General features: G+C 68.3%; 14 protein-coding genes. 6 read left to right on the forward strand and 8 right to left on the reverse strand.

Annotated features, from left to right (window positions below):
- The 3 genes from AC0IZJ_RS25980 to rsmA form a co-directional block, all read left to right on the forward strand.
- A partial coding sequence (locus AC0IZJ_RS25980) for an LPS-assembly protein LptD (protein ID WP_471854756.1) occupies nt 1–2,356 on the forward strand: 2,356 nt, incomplete at its 5' end.
- Entirely contained in the window at nt 2,353–3,666 is a 1,314-nt protein-coding gene (locus tag AC0IZJ_RS25985) for a peptidylprolyl isomerase (RefSeq protein WP_471854758.1), read from the forward strand. The genes AC0IZJ_RS25980 and AC0IZJ_RS25985, both read left to right, overlap by 4 nt.
- Nucleotides 3,667–3,755: 89 nt before the next feature.
- Nucleotides 3,756–4,526, forward strand: coding sequence for a 16S rRNA (adenine(1518)-N(6)/adenine(1519)-N(6))-dimethyltransferase RsmA (gene rsmA, locus AC0IZJ_RS25990; RefSeq protein WP_471854760.1), 771 nt, complete (start codon nt 3,756–3,758; stop codon nt 4,524–4,526).
- Between the two features lie 215 nt (nt 4,527–4,741).
- On the opposite strand, the gene AC0IZJ_RS25995 is transcribed toward rsmA, so the two are convergent.
- The 3 genes from AC0IZJ_RS25995 to AC0IZJ_RS26005 all read right to left on the reverse strand — a co-directional run bounded on the left by AC0IZJ_RS25995 (nt 4,742) and on the right by AC0IZJ_RS26005 (nt 8,139).
- Nucleotides 4,742–5,137 carry a barstar family protein gene (locus tag AC0IZJ_RS25995; RefSeq protein ID WP_394477781.1) on the reverse strand — a complete coding sequence of 132 codons (396 nt, stop codon included), beginning with the start codon at nt 5,135–5,137 and terminating at the stop codon, nt 4,742–4,744.
- A gap of 46 nt (nt 5,138–5,183) precedes the next feature.
- Nucleotides 5,184–5,606, reverse strand: coding sequence for a guanyl-specific ribonuclease (locus AC0IZJ_RS26000; RefSeq protein WP_471854762.1), 423 nt, complete (start codon nt 5,604–5,606; stop codon nt 5,184–5,186).
- Between the two features lie 235 nt (nt 5,607–5,841).
- Entirely contained in the window at nt 5,842–8,139 is a 2,298-nt protein-coding gene (locus tag AC0IZJ_RS26005) for an NADP-dependent malic enzyme (RefSeq protein ID WP_471854764.1), read from the reverse strand.
- Between the two features lie 94 nt (nt 8,140–8,233).
- Here AC0IZJ_RS26005 and thiL point away from each other — a divergent pair, with 94 nt between their 5' ends.
- The 3 genes from thiL to AC0IZJ_RS26020 are packed head-to-tail and all read left to right on the forward strand — an operon-like array spanning nt 8,234 to nt 10,198.
- Nucleotides 8,234–9,172: a thiamine-phosphate kinase gene (thiL, locus tag AC0IZJ_RS26010; RefSeq protein ID WP_471854766.1), complete on the forward strand. Its 939-nt coding sequence runs from the start codon at nt 8,234–8,236 to the stop codon at nt 9,170–9,172.
- A 32-nt stretch (nt 9,173–9,204) separates the two neighbouring features.
- Entirely contained in the window at nt 9,205–9,696 is a 492-nt protein-coding gene (locus AC0IZJ_RS26015) for a phosphatidylglycerophosphatase A family protein (protein WP_471854872.1), read from the forward strand.
- Nucleotides 9,697–9,700: 4 nt separating this feature from the next.
- On the forward strand, nt 9,701–10,198 hold the full coding sequence (locus AC0IZJ_RS26020; RefSeq protein ID WP_471854767.1) for a CinA family protein: 498 nt from the start codon (nt 9,701–9,703) through the stop codon (nt 10,196–10,198).
- A gap of 7 nt (nt 10,199–10,205) precedes the next feature.
- On the opposite strand, the gene AC0IZJ_RS26025 is transcribed toward AC0IZJ_RS26020, so the two are convergent.
- From AC0IZJ_RS26025 to leuS, 5 genes are read right to left on the reverse strand one after another with little or no spacing between them, the layout of a single operon-like run.
- On the reverse strand, nt 10,206–12,599 hold the full coding sequence (locus tag AC0IZJ_RS26025) for a putative bifunctional diguanylate cyclase/phosphodiesterase (RefSeq protein WP_471854769.1): 2,394 nt from the start codon (nt 12,597–12,599) through the stop codon (nt 10,206–10,208).
- Nucleotides 12,600–12,613: 14 nt separating this feature from the next.
- Entirely contained in the window at nt 12,614–13,201 is a 588-nt protein-coding gene (locus AC0IZJ_RS26030) for a methylamine utilization protein (RefSeq protein ID WP_471854770.1), read from the reverse strand.
- A gap of 39 nt (nt 13,202–13,240) precedes the next feature.
- Nucleotides 13,241–14,311 (reverse strand): DNA polymerase III subunit delta, encoded by a 1,071-nt coding sequence (gene holA, locus AC0IZJ_RS26035; protein WP_471854772.1) that lies wholly within the window; start codon nt 14,309–14,311, stop codon nt 13,241–13,243.
- Nucleotides 14,311–14,796 carry an LPS-assembly lipoprotein LptE gene (locus AC0IZJ_RS26040; protein ID WP_471854774.1) on the reverse strand — a complete coding sequence of 162 codons (486 nt, stop codon included), beginning with the start codon at nt 14,794–14,796 and terminating at the stop codon, nt 14,311–14,313. Before AC0IZJ_RS26040 ends, holA begins: the two co-directional genes overlap by 1 nt.
- The gene (gene leuS / locus AC0IZJ_RS26045; protein ID WP_471854776.1) at nt 14,796–17,426 is read right to left on the reverse strand and encodes a leucine--tRNA ligase; all 2,631 of its coding nucleotides are present in this window, start codon (nt 17,424–17,426) and stop codon (nt 14,796–14,798) included. Before leuS ends, AC0IZJ_RS26040 begins: the two co-directional genes overlap by 1 nt.
- Between the last annotated feature and the right edge of the window lie 13 nt (nt 17,427–17,439).

Below are 17,439 nucleotides of genomic sequence, written 5' to 3' on the forward strand. Positions count from 1 at the left end.
GTCCCGCACCCCCCACCTCGCCCCGCTGCCCACCCTGATCGCCCTGGCCTTGTGCGCCTGGGGGCAGGCGTCTGCCCGGCCGGCCGAGGAGTCCCTGCCACTGCGCGGCAGCCGCGTGCTGAGCGCGCCCGCCAAGGTGGCTGCCAAGCCGGCTCTGGTCATCAGCGCCGACAAACTCACCGCCCAGGCCGAGCAGACGGCCGAGGCCTCGGGCGCCGTGGAGCTGCGCTACGGCGAGCTGCTGCTGAACACTGACACGCTGAACTACCGCGTCGTCGACGATCTGGCCCGCGCCGAGGGCAACGTCCGCATCAACCACAACGGCAATGTCTTCGCCGGCCCGCTGCTGCAGCTCTATGTCAGCCGCTTCGAGGGCGAGTTCCTGACACCCAGCTTCTTCTTGAAGGCCACCGGCGGCGCCGGCAAGGCCAAGGTCGTCAAGTTCCAGGACAGCCAGCACCTGAGCGCCACCGAGGCCAGCTACAGCAGCTGCCCGGTCGTGGAGAAGCAGGAGCCGGCCTGGCAGATCACGGCGAAGCAGCTACGCCTGGATCTCGCCGCCAACGAGGGTGAGGCCGAGGGCGCGGTGCTGCGCTTCCTGGGCGTGCCCATCCTGGCGGCGCCCAACCTGAGCTTCCCGCTCAGTTCGGCGCGCAAGTCGGGATGGCTGCCGCCCAGCATCTTTCTGGACAACCGCAGCGGCCTCGAGCTGGGCGTGCCCTATTACTGGAACATCGCGCCGCAGCGCGATGCCACGGTGGCGCCCTTCATCATGACCAAGCGCGGCGCGGGCGTGGACGGCGAGTTCCGCTACCTTGAGCCCGGCCACGCCGGCCGCATCAATGTCGACCTGCTGCCGAGCGACCGCGTCTTCGGCCATTCGCGCTGGAGCTTCAAGTTCAACAACGACGGCCAGCTCGGCGACTGGCACTACCGCCTGAAAAGCGAGCGCGTTTCCGATGACGACTACTGGAAGGACATGTCGCGCCGCGTCGAGAGTCAGACGCCGCGCCTGCTGGCCAGCGACCTGAACATCAGCCGCCACCGCGAGCTGTCCTGGGGCGTCATCGACACCTATGCCCGCCTGCAACGCTGGCAAACGCTGCAGGGCATCGACGTACCGTCGCAGTTCCAGTCGCCCTACCAACGCAGCCCGCAGGTCGGCATGCGCGTGACGACGGCGGCCGACGAGGCCGTGCTGGACAGCTTCCGCCCCTGGGGTCGCAAGGCACGGCTGGAAGGCGGCCTGGAGCTGGAATACAACCGCTTCGACCTGCCGAGTTCGGCCGGGCCGGCCCAGTTGCCTGGTGGCCAGCGCGTGCACGCCCTGGGCCATGTGGCCGCACCGTTGGGTGGCGAGGCCTGGTGGTTCATCCCGCGCGTGTCCTTCAATGCCGCCGCCTACGACCTGGATCAGCCGCTGGCCGACGGCCGCCGCCGCATGAGCCGCGTCATCCCGACACTGAGCGTCGACCACGGCTGGGTCTTCGAGCGCGACACCAAGCTCTTCGGCCGCCAGATGCGCCAGAGCCTGGAGCCGCGCCTGCTCTACGTGAACACGCCGTTCCGCGACCAGTCCACGCTGCCCAAGTTCGACGCGGAGGCCAAGGACTTCAACTTCGACTCCATCTACACCGACAACCAGTTCTCGGGGGTGGACCGGGTGTCGGACCTGCATGCCGTCAGCGTCGGCGCCACCAGCCGCTGGGTCAGCGCCTCTCAGGGCGAGGAGATCCTGCGTGTCGGCGCCGTGCAGCGCTTCCTGTTCCGCGACCAGCTCGTCACGCCCGACAACCAGCCCGTCACCCAGCGCTTCTCCGACCTGCTGCTGGCGGCCGCCGCCCACCTCGACGAGAAGTGGTGGGCCGACAGCACGCTGCAGTTCAATTCCGAGACCAACCGCTCGGTGCGTTCGGTCATTCGGGCGCGCTATTCGCCGGGGCCGTACAAGACCGTCAGCGTCGCCTACCGGCTGGCGCGCGGGCAGAGCGAGCAGGTCGAGCTGGCCTGGCAATGGCCCATCTACGGCACGCCCGTCACGCAGCGCGGCGCCGACAGCCAGGGCTGCGGCGGCGCCTGGTACAGCGCCGGCCGTGTGCAGTATTCGCTGCGCGACAAGCGCCTGACCGATTCGGTCGCCGGCTTCGAGTACGACGCCGGCTGCTGGGTGCTGCGCTTTGGCCTGGAGCGCCTGTCCACCGGCCGCGCCGAAACCAACACCCGCGTCATGCTCCAGTTGGAGCTCGTCGGCCTCAGCCAGCTCGGCTCCAATGCCCTGAAGGTCTTGAAGGACAATGTGCCCGGTTACCGCCGGTTGAGTTCCGACCGCTCGCCGAGTTCAGACTTCCTACCATGATCCATCGCTTCGCTCCCTCCATCCTTGCCGTGACGCTGGCCCTGGCCGCCCTTCATGTGGCCGCCCAGACGCCGCCCACGCTGCAGCCGGGGGACTACATCGCCGCCGTCGTCAACCAGGACGTCGTTGCCGCCAGCGAGGTCGTCGCCCGCACCGAACGCCTGCGCCAGGAGGCCCGCCAGAAGGGCGAGGTCATGCCCGAGACGGCCGGCCTGCGCAAGCAGGCGCTGGAGGCCCTCATCGAGGACCGCGTGCTCATCACCTACGCCCGCGACAGCGGCCAGAAGATTGACGAGGCCGAGCTGGACCGCGTGGTGGCCAACGTCGCCGCGCAGAACAAGTTGACGATGGTCCAGCTGCGCGAACGCCTGAAGGCCGACGGCACCGACTACAAGAACTTTCGCGAGAACCTGCGCGACCAGATGATGACCGAGCGCGTGCGCGAGCGCGAAGTGCAGGGCCGCATCAAGGTCAGCGACGCGGAGATTGACGCCTATCTCGACAAGAAGCGAGCCATCCTGGAGCAAGGCGGCCAGGTGAACGTGGCCCAGGTGCTGGTGACCGTGCCCGAAGGCGCGCCGGAAAGCGTCATCGCCGAGCGGCGTGCCCGCGCCGAAGCCGCGCTGGCCCGCGTCAAGGCCGGTGAGGACTTCGCCAAGGTCGCCCAGGAGATCTCGGAAGACAGCAACAAGGCCAAGGGCGGCGAGATCGGCATGCGCCCGGCCGACCGGCTGCCCGACCTCTTCGTGTCGGCCATCAAGGACCTGAAGAGCGGCCAGGTCGCGCCGGCGCTGCTGCGCAGTGGCGCGGGCTTCCACGTTCTCAAGGTCGTCGAGCGCCAGGGCTCCGGCTCGCTGACCCAGACCCAGCAGACCCATGCCCGCCACATTTTGCTGCGCCCCTCGGCCCAGTTGACGGCCGAGGTCGCTGCCCGCCGCCTGGCCGAGATGAAGCGCCAGATCGAAGCGGGGCAGGCCAAGTTCGAGGACCTCGCCAAGGCCAACTCCGAGGACGGCAGCGCCGAAGCCGGGGGCGACCTGGGCTGGATGGGCGCCGGCGGCTTCGTGCCCGAGTTCGAGGAGGCCATGAACGCGCTGGCGTTGAACGGCATCTCCGGGCCCGTCATGTCGCGCTTCGGCGTCCACCTGATCCAGGTGCTGGAGCGCCGCATGGTTGATGTCGAGATGAAGACGCTGCGCGACCAGGCCCGCGGCGCGCTGCGCGAGCAGAAGTACGACGAGGTCTACCAGGACTGGGTCAAGGAACTGCGCGCCAAGGCCTTCGTCGAAGTGCGCGAATGGCTGGATTGACCCACCCCCTACCGGCTTCGCCGGCCCCCTCAAGGGGGCACTGCCAGTGGCCCGGCAAAGCCGGTTCCACGGCAGTCACTGGGTAATTCATGAAATCGCATATTCCGCGCAAGCGCTTCGGGCAGCATTTCCTGACCGACAAGGCGCTGATTGAGGCCATCGTCGACCTGATCGACCCGCAGGCTGGCGAGACGCTCGTTGAGATCGGCCCCGGCCTGGGCGCGATGACGCTGCCCATCCTGGCGCGGTACAAGCCGCTGACCGTCATCGAACTGGACCGCGATCTCGCTGCCCGCCTGCGCAAGCGCGACGATGTCGAAGTCATCGAGAGCGATGTGCTCAAGGTCGATTTCAAGGCGCTGGCCGCCACCAAGGGCGCCAAGCTGCGCGTCGTCGGCAACCTGCCCTACAACATCTCCACGCCCATCCTCTTCCACCTGCTGGACGCGGTGGATGACGTGGTCGACCAGCATTTCATGCTGCAGAAGGAAGTCGTCGACCGCATGGCCGCCGCGCCCGGCCGCAAGGACTACGGCCGCCTCAGCGTGATGCTGCAATGGCGCTACGACATCGAGTCGGTGCTGGACGTGCCGCCCGAGTCGTTCGACCCGCCGCCGCGCGTGGACTCGGCCATCGTCCGCATGGTGCCGCTCAAGACCCCGCCGGCGGTCGACCCCAAGCTGCTGGGTGCCGTCGTCACCAGCGCCTTCTCGCAGCGCCGCAAGCTGCTGCGCCACAGCCTGGGCCGCTGGTTGTCCGAGCGCGGCTATGCAGGTCAGTTCGACCTGCAACGGCGCGCCGAGGAGGTGCCGGTCGCCGAGTTCATCGCGCTGGCGCTGGAAGTGCCGCCGCAAAAATGAAAAACGGGACCCGAGGGTCCCGTTCTGCATCGAGGGTTCAGCGCTTCAAGCCGCGCTGAGCCACATCGACGTGTCGAAGGCGCTGCACATCATCGGCATGTTCATGCCGAAGTTGGGGTTGCCAATCGCTGCCTTGGCGCTTTTCGGCGCAGGCTTCTCAATAACCGGGGCCACTTCAGTAGCCCGCTCCCATGACCCGTTATCTTGGGAGCGGGCTACTGAAAAGAATAGAAGCACCTGAACGCTATCTTCCTGTCGGCCCAGTAATCGGCCGTGTCCCGGAAGACATCGAGCAACTGCTCCCGCGCCTCGCGGTCAAAGCGCACGTTGTCAGGCAACTGCTCCAGCACCACGACAAAGCCCGGCTGGCTGCCGGCCTTGTGGACGAGGTCGGTCATGCAGTCATGCAGGGCGTCCAGGTTCTTGCCGAAATGTGTCGGGAACAGGAAGGCCTGCGCGATGCCATCGAGCACGTCCTGCTTGGACTGCGCCTCCGACAGGTTGGCGTACAGGAAATGCTGGCCCGCTTCTTGGGCGGCCTGCATCAAGTCCTCGACTCGGTAGGCCCGTATGGCCTGCACGATATTGGGACGGACGGTCTGCAAAAGCATGGTCGCGTTCCTCCTTTCAAGTCACAAAACTACTGAACCCCGACCTTCACCGGCCAGCCGAGGCGCGGATGCGCTGGAAGCTGGCATAGTGATCGCCGGTGTAATAACAAACTTCAGGCGCGGTTGGCGGTGAGCCGCCGCAGACGATGCGACGAGCGCCCCGATTGCGCGCGCCAGGTGTCTTGACCGTGTATTCGCGATAGAAGCCGCGTGCCTTGCGAGGCAGCAGGCGTTCGCGGTTGCCGAACACCACGCCGTCCTTGCCATGTGGAAACGGGCCGCCGGTGAGGACGAGCCGGTGTGTTTCCTGGGCCTGGACGGGCAGCTCGCTCAGCGCAATTTCGGCCAGAGCGGGCGTTGTGGTGGGGAAGGCTTCCTTGGCTTGCACGCCGCCGGACAAGCCGGACAGCAGCAGGGCGGTGGTGACCGCCGAGGCGCCAGAGCGCACCAGCCACGAGAGCAAAAACACGGGTTTACCCTGTTCTGAAAACCGATATGGTACCGAAACGACCCCAAAAGCTCAAGCCGGACCCCAGCGGCAGCGTCTGGATCAGCCGCGTGTAAGCCGGCGCTCACATAGCGCTAAGCGGTTGTTTTTGCTTGGATCGTGACCGACCGATGACACGAAATCGGGCGTGAAAACTTATGTCAATTGGGGGCGTCCGGGTCGCTCCGCCCGCCTCCCCGGGGTCTACGGCCAGCGTTCAGGTGCGTGCCGCGTTGGCGTCGGCCACGGTCAGGGCCGTCATGTTGACGATGCGCCGCACCGTCGCCGAGGGCGTCAGGATGTGTACCGGCTTGGCAGCACCGAGCAGCACCGGGCCGATGGCGATGCCGCCGCCAGCCGCCGTCTTCAGCAGGTTGTAGGAGATGTTGGCCGCGTCGATGTTGGGCAGCACCAGCAGGTTGGCTTCGCCGCTCAGTGGGCTGTGCGGCATCAGCTGCTTGCGGTAGGTCGGGTCCAGCGCGGTATCGCCGTGCATTTCGCCGTCGACCTCCAGCCAGGGCGCCAGCTGCTGCACCAGCGCCAGCGTGTCGCGCATCTTGATGGCCGAAGGCTTGTCGCTGGTGCCGAAGTTGCTGTGCGACAGCAGCGCGGCCTTTGGCGTCAGGCCGAAGCGGCACATCTCCTGGGCGGCCAGGATGGTGATTTCGGCGAGCTGCTCGGCTGTCGGGTCGTAGTTGACGTGGGTGTCGACCAGCATGACCTGGCGGCCCGGCAGGATCAGGCCATTCATGCAGGCATAGGTCTTCACGCCGGCGCGCCTGCCGATGACCTGGTCGATGTAGGCCAGGTGGGTGGCCGTGGTGCCCCAGGTGCCGCAGAGCATGCCGTCGACCTCGCCCTTGTGCAGCAGCATGGCGCTGATGAGGGTCAGGCGGCGGCGCATCTCGATCTTGGCGAGCTGCTGGGTGACGCCCTTGCGCTCGGTCATGCGCAGATAGGTCTGCCAGTAGTCGCGGTAGCGGTCGTCGTGCTCAACGTTGACGACGTCGTAGTCGCGGCCGTGCTGCAGGCGCAGGCCGAAGCGCTCGGCGCGCTCGGCGATGACCTCGGGCCGGCCCACCAGCGTCGGGCGCGCCAGGCCTTCGTCGACGACGACCTGGGCCGCGCGCAGCACGCGCTCTTCCTCACCCTCGGCGTAGGCGACACGCTTGTTGGGTGCACGCTTGGCTGCGGTGAAGATGGGCTTCATCGTGTTGCCGGAGGCGTAGACGAAGCTCTGCAGCTTCTCGCGGTAGGCGTCCCAGTCCTTGATCGGCCGGGCAGCGACGCCGGAGTCTTCGGCGGCCTTGGCCACCGCTGGCGCGATGCGCATCATCAGCCGCGGGTCGAAGGGCTTGGGGATGAGGTACTCCGGCCCGAAGCTCAGTGTCGCGCCCACATAGGCGGCGGCCACCACTTCGCTCTGCTCGGCCTGGGCCAGGTCGGCAATCGCGTGGACGGCGGCGATCTCCATCTCGACGTTGATCGTCGTTGCGCCTGAGTCGAGCGCGCCGCGGAAGATGTAGGGGAAACACAGGACGTTGTTGACCTGGTTGGGGTAGTCGGTCCGGCCGGTGGCCATGATGGCGTCGCTGCGCACGGACAGCACTTCCTCCGGCAGGATCTCGGGCGTCGGGTTGGCCAGCGCAAAGATCAGCGGCTGCGCGGCCATGGTGGCCACCATGTCGGCCTTCAGCACGCCGCCGGCCGACAGGCCCAGGAAGATGTCCGCGTCGACGATGGCCTCGCGCAGGCTGCGCTGCGATGTCGGCTGGGCGAAGACGGCCTTGTCCGGGTCCATCAGCTCGGTGCGGCCTTCGTAGACGACGCCGGCCAGGTCGGTCACCCAGATGTTCTCGCGCGGCAGGCCCAGCTTGACGAGCAGGCCCAGGCAGGCGAGTGCGGCGGCGCCAGCGCCTGAAGTGACCAGCTTGACCTTGGTGATGTCCTTGCCGACGACCTTGAGGCCGTTCAGGAAGGCCGCGCCCACGACGATGGCGGTGCCGTGCTGGTCATCGTGGAAAACCGGGATCTTCATGCGCTCGCGCAGCTTGCGCTCGACGTAGAAGCAGTCCGGCGCCTTGATGTCTTCGAGGTTGATGCCGCCGAAGGTGGGTTCCAGCGCGGCGATGCAGTCGACCAGCTTGTCGAGGTCGTTCTCGGCCACCTCGAGGTCGAAGACGTCGATGCCCGCGAACTTCTTGAACAGGACGGCCTTGCCCTCCATGACCGGCTTGGACGCCAGCGGGCCAATGTTGCCCAGGCCCAGCACGGCCGTGCCGTTGGAGACGACGGCGACGAGGTTGCCGCGCGAGGTGTAGCGGAAGGCGTTGGCCGGGTCGGCGACGATCTCCTCGCAGGCCGCGGCCACGCCGGGCGAATAGGCCAGGGCCAGGTCGTGCTGGTTGACGAGCTGCTTGGTGGCCGCGATGGCGATCTTGCCCGGCGTCGGGAACTCGTGATATTCGAGGGCCGCCTGGCGGAGTTGGGCGCGTTTTTCTTCTGGGCTTGGCATGGCGGAGGACGAGCTAGGGCCGGCGGCGGGGTGGGAATCATGCCACCGCAGCCGCGCCCGGGGCGATGTGGATCTCCGCAGAGACAATGGCCGCATGGGCGAGTTCGATCTGATCCGGCGCTACTTCCAGCGCCCTGCGGCTGAAGGTGTCGAAGTGAGCGTGGGTGATGACTGCGCCGTGCTCGTGCCCACGCCGGGCGCGCGCTGGCTGGTGTCCAGCGACATGCTGGTGGAGGGCCGGCACTTCCTGTCGACGGTCGATCCGGCGCGCCTCGGCCACAAGGCGTTGGCCGTCAACCTGAGCGACCTGGCCGCCTGCGGGGCGACCCCGCGAGGCTTCACATTGGCCCTGGCGCTGCCGCGCGTTGACGAAGCCTGGCTGGCCGGGTTTGCGCGCGGCCTGTGGGCGCTGGCCGACGCGAGCGGCTGCCCGCTGATCGGCGGCGACACGACGCAGGGGCCGCTGAACCTCTGCATCACCGTCTTCGGCGAGGCGCCGCCCGGCCAGGCCCTGCTGCGAAGCGGCGCGCGGGTGGGCGACGAAATCTGGGTGTCGGGCCGGCTGGGCGATGCGCGGCTGGCGCTGGAGGTGTTTCGCGGCACGGTGGCGCTGGGTGGCGACGGCTTCGAGGCGGTGCGCGCGGCGATGGAGTGCCCCACGCCACGGTTGGCGCTGGGTCAGGCGCTGCGCGGGGTCGCGACGGCGGCCATCGATGTGTCCGACGGACTGCTCGGTGACCTGGGCCACATCCTGGCGGCGTCGGGTGTAGGCGCACGGCTGGACGTGGACGCCCTGCCGCGCAGCGCAGTGCTGGCCGCCCAGCTGGAGGCGCTGCAGCATGAATGTCTGCTGGCGGGTGGCGACGACTACGAGCTGGTGTTCACGGCGCCGGCCAGCGCGCGCCTGCCCGATGTCGGGGTGGTGCTGACACGCATCGGCGTCATCGAGGCCGAGCCGGGCCTGCGCGTCGTCGATGCCAGCGGCGCCCCCGTGGCGCACGGCCTGCGGTCCTTTGACCACTTCGCGTCGTGACCGGCGCACCCATCCGCCCGACCCTGGGCTTCATGCTGCGCCACCCCGCGCGCTGGATCGCGCTGGGCTTCGGCAGCGGCCTGAGCCCGAAAGCGCCCGGCACCTTCGGCACGCTGTGGGCCTGGGGCGTGTTCCTGCTCATCTCGCCGTGGCTGACCGACCTCGGCTGGGCGACGCTGATCGGCGGCGGCACCGTCATCGGCTGGTGGGCCTGCACGCGCTGCGCCCAGCACATGAACGTGCCCGACCCGGGTTCCATCGTCTGGGACGAGGTGATGGCCTTTTGGCTCGTCCTGTGGCTGACCGGCCCCGCCTCCCTGCTCGGCCAGCTCATCGCCTTCGGCCTGTTCCGCTTCTTCGATGCCGCCAAGCCCGGGCCGGTGCGCTGGGCCGACCAGCTGTTCAAGTCCGCACGCGGCGCCCCCATCGGCTGGCGTCAGGGCCTGGGCATCCTCATCGACGACTTCGTGGCAGCCGGTTGTACGCTTGCCGTCATCGCGCTCTACCGCGCGCTGATCGGATGACACCATGCCCGCCGATGACACCGAACTGATCGACCGCATCGCCGTGGCGCTGATGCAGCGGCGCGAGCGCATCGGCACGGCCGAGAGCTGCACGGGTGGCCTCATCGCCGCGGCGTGCACGGATCTCGCCGGCTCAAGCGCCTGGTTCGAGCGCGGCGTCGTCAGCTACAGCAACGAGGCCAAGGCCGAGCTGCTGGGCGTGCCCAAGGGCCTGATCGCGCTGCACGGTGCCGTCAGCGCCGAGGTGGCCGAGCACATGGCGCGCGGCCTGCTTGCCCATGCGCCCATCGACTGGGCGCTCTCGGTCACTGGCGTGGCCGGGCCCACGGGCGGCAGCGAGGCCAAGCCGGTCGGCACGGTGTGGCTGGCGCTGGTGCATGCGGGGCGCCCGGCCCAGGTCTGGCGCGAGAATTTCAGCGGCGACCGCCACGCGGTGCGGGCACAGACAGTGACTGCGGGCCTGACGGCGCTGTGCGAAGCGCTGGAAGACCGCGACAACTAGCCCGGTCTCAGCCCAGCTTGGCCATCACGCTCTCGGCAGTGAGGGTCACATCCTCGGGCGGCTGCCAGTTGGCGGCCCAGGCGATGAACTGCTCCTGCGGCATGGGCTTGCAGATGAAATAGCCCTGGCCTTCGTCGCAGCCCAGGCGGCTCAGCATGCCCCAGGCCTTGGCCGTCTCCAGGCCCTCGGCCACGACGGTGAGGCCCAGGTTGTGCGCCAGCTCGATGGTTGAGCGCACGATGCGCGCGTCGTCCAGGTCGCGCTCCATCGCCATGACGAAGCTCTTGTCGATCTTCAGCTCGTCCACCGGCAGGCGCTTCAAGTAGGCCAGCGACGAATAGCCGGTGCCGAAGTCGTCGATGGACAGCTTGAAGCCCAGCGCATGCAGATGCTCCAGCGTCGACAGCGCCCGTTCGGGGTCGTCCATGATGGCGCTCTCCGTGATCTCCAGGCACAGCGATTCAGGCGGGACCTGCAGCGGCGTGATGAGGGCTTCGATCTTGGCTGGCAGGTCCTGGTCCATCAAGTCGCGGGTGGATAGATTCACCGACAGCCTCAGGTTCAGCCCCGCGTCCAGCGCCTGCCGCGAGAAGCGTGCTGCGTTGGACAGCACCCAGGCGCTCAGCAGGCGGATGAAGCCCGTCTGCTCGGCGAACGGGATGAACTGCATCGGCGGCACCAGGCCGCGCGTCGGGTGCTGCCAGCGCACCAGCGCCTCGGCGCCGATGACGCGCCCATTCTGCAGGTCGATCTTGGGCTGCAGGAACAAGCGCAGCTCCTCGTTCTCGACGGCATGGCGCAACTCGGTCAGCAGCGACAGCGACTCCTGGCTGCCGGCGTCCAGCTGGGCGTGATAGATCAGGCTGCCGCACTGGCGTGTCTTGGCGGCGTACATGGCCAGCTCCGCGCGGCCCAGCAGCTGGTTGACGTCGTGGCCATGCTCGGGGAAGAGGGCGATGCCGATGCCGGCGCCGAGGTCGATGGTCTCGTTGTCGATGTGCAGCGGGTGCTCGAAGTCCTTCAGGATGGCCAGGGCCGCCTCGCTGGCCGCATGCGCGTCGGTATGGGCCAGCAGCACGGCGAACTCGTCGCCGGAAAGCCGCGCCAGCACCGAGTGTGCCGGCGCGCACAGCGCCTGCAGCCGCTCGGCCACGCTCTGCAGCAGGCGGTCGCCCACGTCGTGGCCCAGCACGTCGTTGACGTGCTTGAAGCGGTCCAGGTCCAGCATCAGCACGGCGCCTGGTGTGTCGCTGTGGGTGAGGTGGTGCTGCAGGAATTCGGCAAACCGCGCGCGGTTGGGCAGCAGCGTCAGCTGGTCCACATAGGCGAGGTTGTTGACGAGGGCGTCGCGGCGGCGGATGCCCTCGCGCATGCTCTCCAGCGCGAGGGCAAGCTTGTGCACTTCGTCCAGCCGAGACGTGGACGGCACGGGCGTGTCGTAGTCGCCGCGCTCCAGCCGCCGCGCGGCGGCGGACAGTGCCTTGATCGGCCCGCTGATGCCGCGCGCCAGCAGCACGCTGACGAGGGCGAAGACGGCCACGCCCAGCAGCGTCAGGCCCAGCAGCACCAGCTGCAGCTGCTGGTAGGGCGCCAGCGCCGCGTCCAGCGAGCGCAGCAGCAGCACGCCCAGGTGCTGCTCGCCGTCGAGCAACGGCACGAAGCGCGCGCGCAGGCGCTCGCCATCCAGCTCCAGCACGCCGTCGGCCGGCGGCCGGTCGCCCAGCCCGGCTCGCAGCGCGGCGGTGGGGCCGGCGCCGAGGTTGGCGACGATGCTGAGCCAGGGCTGGCCGGCCGGCTGCAGCAGCACCACGCTCTCCAGCTCCGACAGCGCCTTGAGATCGTCCAGCACCTCATGGTCCAGCTCAAAGCCCATCAGCACCCAGCCCACCGGCGCCGGCGTGCGCACCTGCACGGCCACGACCTGGTAGACGCGGTTGCCCAGCACGGCCAGCGCGGTTCCGTCCTTGCTCTTCACGGACTGCTGCAGCGCCGTGCCGAAGGACGCCGCGCCGTCGCGCGTGGCGGTGACGAGCTGGAGCTGCACATCGAAATAAGCCACCACCGAAGCGCCGATGCGCTCGCCCTGGTTGACGAGGGCGTCCTTGATGGTGTCGACCGTGCCTTCCTCGGCCAGCGACAGGCCGATGGTGGTGCGAAAGCCGTAATCCTTGGCCAGCAGCTCGGCCGCGTCGTGCAGCTTGCCGGCGCGCTGGTCGAGCAGGCGGCGCAGCACGCGTTCGCCGGTCTGCAACTCGGTGGCCAAGGAGTCTTCGGCGTTGCGCGTGATGCTGGCGTTGATGGCAACGAAGCTGATGAGCTGCACGACGAGCAGCAGCGCCAGGAACAGGCCGACGATGCGCCCTTCGAGGCGACGCGGATTCAGCCAGGCCGGCAGGTGCATCGCGTTTGCCGGCCTTACTCGCCGAGCGTCAGCACGCTGGGGCCGCCGCCGGCCGGCACGTTGATCCTGAGGCTCTGCAGCGTGGCCGACTTCTGGCCGGCGTGCCAGGCCTTGACGGCATGCTCGCCGGCCGGCAGATCGAACGTGGCCTGGCCCTTGTCGTCGGTGCGCGCGAAGGTTGGCGTGTCGACGACGATGACGTGGGCGGTCATGCGGTCATGGATGTTGCAGCCCAGTGCCGCCACGCCGGGTTTGTCGAACACCACCGGCTCGGTCGGCGTGCCGGAGTAGAGCTTGATGTCGATGACCTTGATCGGCGAGATCGAATAGACGTGATGCCGCACGGTATCGAAGTTCGGGAAGTTCACGGCGGTGCCGGTCTGCACGACCAGCAGCTGCGGCGTGAACTGGCGGTCACGCTGGCCGACGTCGGCCTTGGCCGTGGTCGTCCTGGCGGGCCGCCCCTTGACCTCGACAGCCACGACCGCATTGGCCAGCGGCTGGCCGCCCGGTCCGCGGAGTTGCACGGTGACGGGCACCGCCAGCGCGGCTAGCGGGCTCAGCACAAGGGCGGCGGCAATGAGTTGGCGTAGGTTGGACATGGCGGACTGGGTTCCGCCCCGACGATAGCCCAATCGTGCTCAGCGAACCGTGAGAACTGACCCGGTTTTGCCGCTGGCGGCCTCGGCCAGCATCAAGGCGAAGCGGCGCAGTGCGGCCCAGGGGTTGCTGGGCCAGTCGGGGTGACGCAAGCCCTTGACGAGGCCGTCACAGACCTGGGCGGCCTGGACCAGCGCGCCGGCCTGGATGCTGTCGAGCCGGGGCGCGATGCGTTCCACCAAGCGCTCCTTGGCGCCCCAGACGCGCGCCTCGCGCAGCGCCAAGGGCAACGGCTTGCCGGCGTCCAGCGCGGCGCGCACACGGGCCAGCGCGCGGGCGTCCTCGGACAGCGTCCAGTGCACCAGCACGGCGGCCTCGCCCTCGGCCTCCAGGCCGTCGAGCATGCGCAGGAGGCGCGGCACGGCGCCCGAGAGCACCGCTTCGCTGAGCTTGAAGACGTCGAAGCGCGCCACGTCCAGCACGGCGGCCTCGATGTGGGCCAGCGTCAGCTCGCCCCTGGGATGCAGCAGGGCGAGCTTCTGCAGCTCCTGGTGGGCGGCGAGCAGATTGCCCTCCACGCGGTCGGCGAAGAAGGCCAATGCGCGCTGGCCGTCCTCGCCCTCGGGTACGGACTGCCCCTGGGCCTTGAGGCGCTGGGCCAGCCAGGCGGGCAGCAGCCGGCGCTCGACGGGCTCGACGCGGATGGACGCGCCGTTGCCGTCCAGCGCCGTGAACCAGGCGCTGGCCAGCTGGGTCTTGTCCAGGCGCGGCAGCGTCACCAGAGTCAGCACGTCGTCGGGCGCGGCCTGGGCATAACGCTGCAAGGCCTCGGAGCCGTCCTTGCCCGGTTTGCCGTTCGGGATGCGGATCTCGATGAACTGGCGCTCCGCGAACAGGCTCATGGCCTGGGCAGCGGCCAGCACGGGCGCCCAGTCGAAATAGGCGCCGGAGACGATGAAGACTTGCCGCTCGCCAAAGCCGTTGGCGCGCGCCGCAGCGCGGATCTGGTCGGCCGCTTCCTGGGCGAGCAGCGGCTCGTCGCCGTGGACGGTGTAGATGCGGGCCAGGCCCTTGGCCAGATGGGCGGCAAGCGACTCGGCGCGTAACTGCATCAGGTGGGGAGTTTCACGGCCGCGAGGCGGCGCAAGACTTGCGCAATGGCGTCGGAATGCATGGCGCCATAGAGGTTGGCGGCCTCCTGCTCCTTGGCCAGGGCCGCGGTCTCGGTGTAGTTCATGTCGCGAGCCAGGCGCAGCTCGACCTTGGGCACCAGCAGCTCGCCGGCCGCCGTTCGGATCATGTAGTCGAACTGCAGGCGCAGCTGGAATTCACGCACCTGGCCGACGCTGGTCGACGCGACGACGGTGCGGTCGCGCGACTCGTGCAGCACCTCCAGCACGACCTCGGCGCGGGCCGGGTCGTCCAGCAGCTGCACCGGCGTGCGCTTGATCTGGCGCCGCAGGCCGGCGGCCAGCGGCGAGTTGGGCTCGAAGCCGGTCAGCGCCAGCGTCTTGAACGGCAGCTCGGCTTCGCGGCGCAGCGCGAAGCCGCAGCCGGCAAGGGCGGTGAGGCCCAGGAGCAGTGTTCTCCGCAGCATCACACGACGATGTTGACGAGGCGGCCAGGCACGATGACGACCTTCTTCGGCGCCTTGCCTTCTGCAAACTTGGCGAACTCCTCGGTGGCGAGCGCGGCCGCCTCGATCGCAGCCTTGTCCGCCGAGGCAGGCACCTTCACCGCACCACGCAGCTTGCCGTTGACCTGCAACATCAATTCGATCTCGTCCTGCACCAGCGCAGCTTCGTCGACGGTGGGCCAAGGCGCGTCGAGCAGGTCGCCCAGTTCGGCGGCAAAGCCGAGGTCCTGCCAGAGCTGGTGGCTGATGTGCGGCGTGGCGGGGTAGAGCACTCGCAGCAGTACCGAGAAGCCGTCGCGAATGGCGGCCGACTGGCCCTCAGCCTTGAAGCCCTCCAGCGCATTCAGCAGCTTCATCGCGCCGGAGACGACGGTGTTGTACTGCATGCGCTCGTAGTCGTAGCTGACCTGCTTCAGCACGTGGTGCACCTCGCGCCGCAGTGCCTTGCCGTCGCCATTCAGCGCGGCGTAGTCCTGGCCGCCCGACTTGATCGCGTCAGCGTTGCGCGCGCCGAAGTTCCACACGCGCTTCAGGAAGCGGTGCGCGCCTTCGACGGCCGCATCGTTCCACTCCAGCGTCTGCTCCGGGGGCGACGCGAACATCACGAACAGGCGGGCCGTGTCGGCGCCGTACTGGTCGATCAGTGCCTGCGGGTCCACGCCGTTGTTCTTCGACTTGGACATCGTCGTCATCTCGTACTCGAGCGGCGTGCCGTCCTTCTTCAGCCTGGCACCGGCGATGCCGCCCTTGTCGTCGTGGAGGACGTCGATCTCGTGGTCCCAGTAGTAGTCCTTGCCGCCGCCCTCGGGCTTGTGGAAGAACGCACCCTTCAGGACCATGCCCTGCGTCAGCAGCTTCTCGAACGGCTCGCTGATCGTCACCAGGCCGAGGTCGCGCATCGCCTTGGTCCAGAAGCGCGCGTACAGCAGGTGCAGGATGGCGTGCTCGATGCCGCCGATGTACTGGTTCATCGGCATCCAGTACTTCGTGCCGTCCGCCACCATCGCCTGGTCGTTGGTCGGGTCGCAATAGCGCATGAAGTACCAGGACGAATCGACGAACGTGTCCATCGTGTCCGTCTCGCGCTTGGCCGGCTTGCCGCAGCTCGGGCAGGCGACGTTCAGGAAGGCCGTGTGCTTGTTCAGCGGGTTGCCACTGCCGTCGGGGATCAGGTCGTCGGGCAGCACGACGGGCAGGTCCTTCTCGGGGACCGGCACGACGCCGCACGTCTCGCAGTGAATGATCGGGATCGGCGTGCCCCAGTAGCGCTGGCGGCTGACGCCCCAGTCACGCAGGCGCCAGGTGGTCTTCTTCTCGCCCAGGCCCTTCTCGGCCAGCAGCTCGGCGACCTTGTTGACCGCGTCGACATGCGAGAGGCCGTCCAGCACGCCGGAGTTGATGCAGCGCGCCTTCTGCTTGTCGCCGTACCACTCGGCCCACTTCTTGTCGTCATAGGCCTGACCGTCGACGTCGATGACCTGCTTGATCGGCAGTTGGTACTTCAGCGCGAACGCGAAATCGCGCTCGTCATGCGCCGGCACACCCATGACGGCGCCGTCGCCGTAGCTCATCAGCACGTAGTTGCCGACCCAGACCTCGACCTGCGCGCCCGTGATCGGGTGCGTGACGAACAGGCCCGTCGGCACGCCCTTCTTGTCCTGCGTCGCCAGCTCGGCCTCGGTCGTGCCGCCGGCCTTGCACTCCTCGATGAAGCGGGCGACCTCGGGCTTGTCCTTGGCAGCGATGGTGGCCAGCGGATGCTCCGGCGCCACGGCGCAGAAGGTCACGCCCATGATGGTGTCGGCGCGGGTCGTGAACACCCACAGGCGCCCGCCGCCGCCCTCGATGGTGTGCGGGAAGGCGAAGCGCACGCCCTGGCTCTTGCCGATCCAGTTCTCCTGCATCAGGCGCACGCGCTCTGGCCAACCGGACAGGTAGTTGGGATCGGTCGGGTCCGCCACGGCCGACAGCAGCTCCTCGGCGTACTGCGTGATCTTCAGGTAGTAGCCCGGGATCTCGCGCTTCTCCACCAGCGCGCCGGAGCGCCAGCCGCGGCCGTCGATGACCTGCTCGTTGGCCAGCACGGTCTGGTCCACCGGGTCCCAGTTGACGACCTGCGTGCGGCGCTCGGCGATGCCCTTTTCAAGCATCTTCAGGAACAGCCACTGGTTCCACTTGTAGTAGCTGGGCTGGCAGGTCGCGACCTCGCGGCTCCAGTCGATGGCCAGGCCCATCGCCTGCATCTGGCCCTTCATGTGGGCGATGTTGGAGTACGTCCACTGCGCCGGTGGCACCTTGCCCTTCATCGCCGCGTTCTCGGCCGGCAGGCCAAAGGCGTCCCAGCCCATGGGCATGAGGACGTTGAAACCCTTCATGCGCAGCTGGCGGGCCAGCATGTCGTTGATCGTGTAGTTGCGCACATGGCCCATGTGCAGCTTGCCGCTCGGGTAGGGCAGCATGGAGCAGGCATAGAAGTGCGGCTTGCTCGCGTCTTCGGTGACGCGGTAGGCATCGCGCTCCGTCCAGTAGGCACGGGCGGCGGCTTCGATCTCGTTCGGGTTGTAGCTGGGCGCTTCGGTCTTGGCGTTCATGCGCCAAATTATC

It is taken from the genome of Roseateles sp. AC306 (assembly GCF_979253795.1).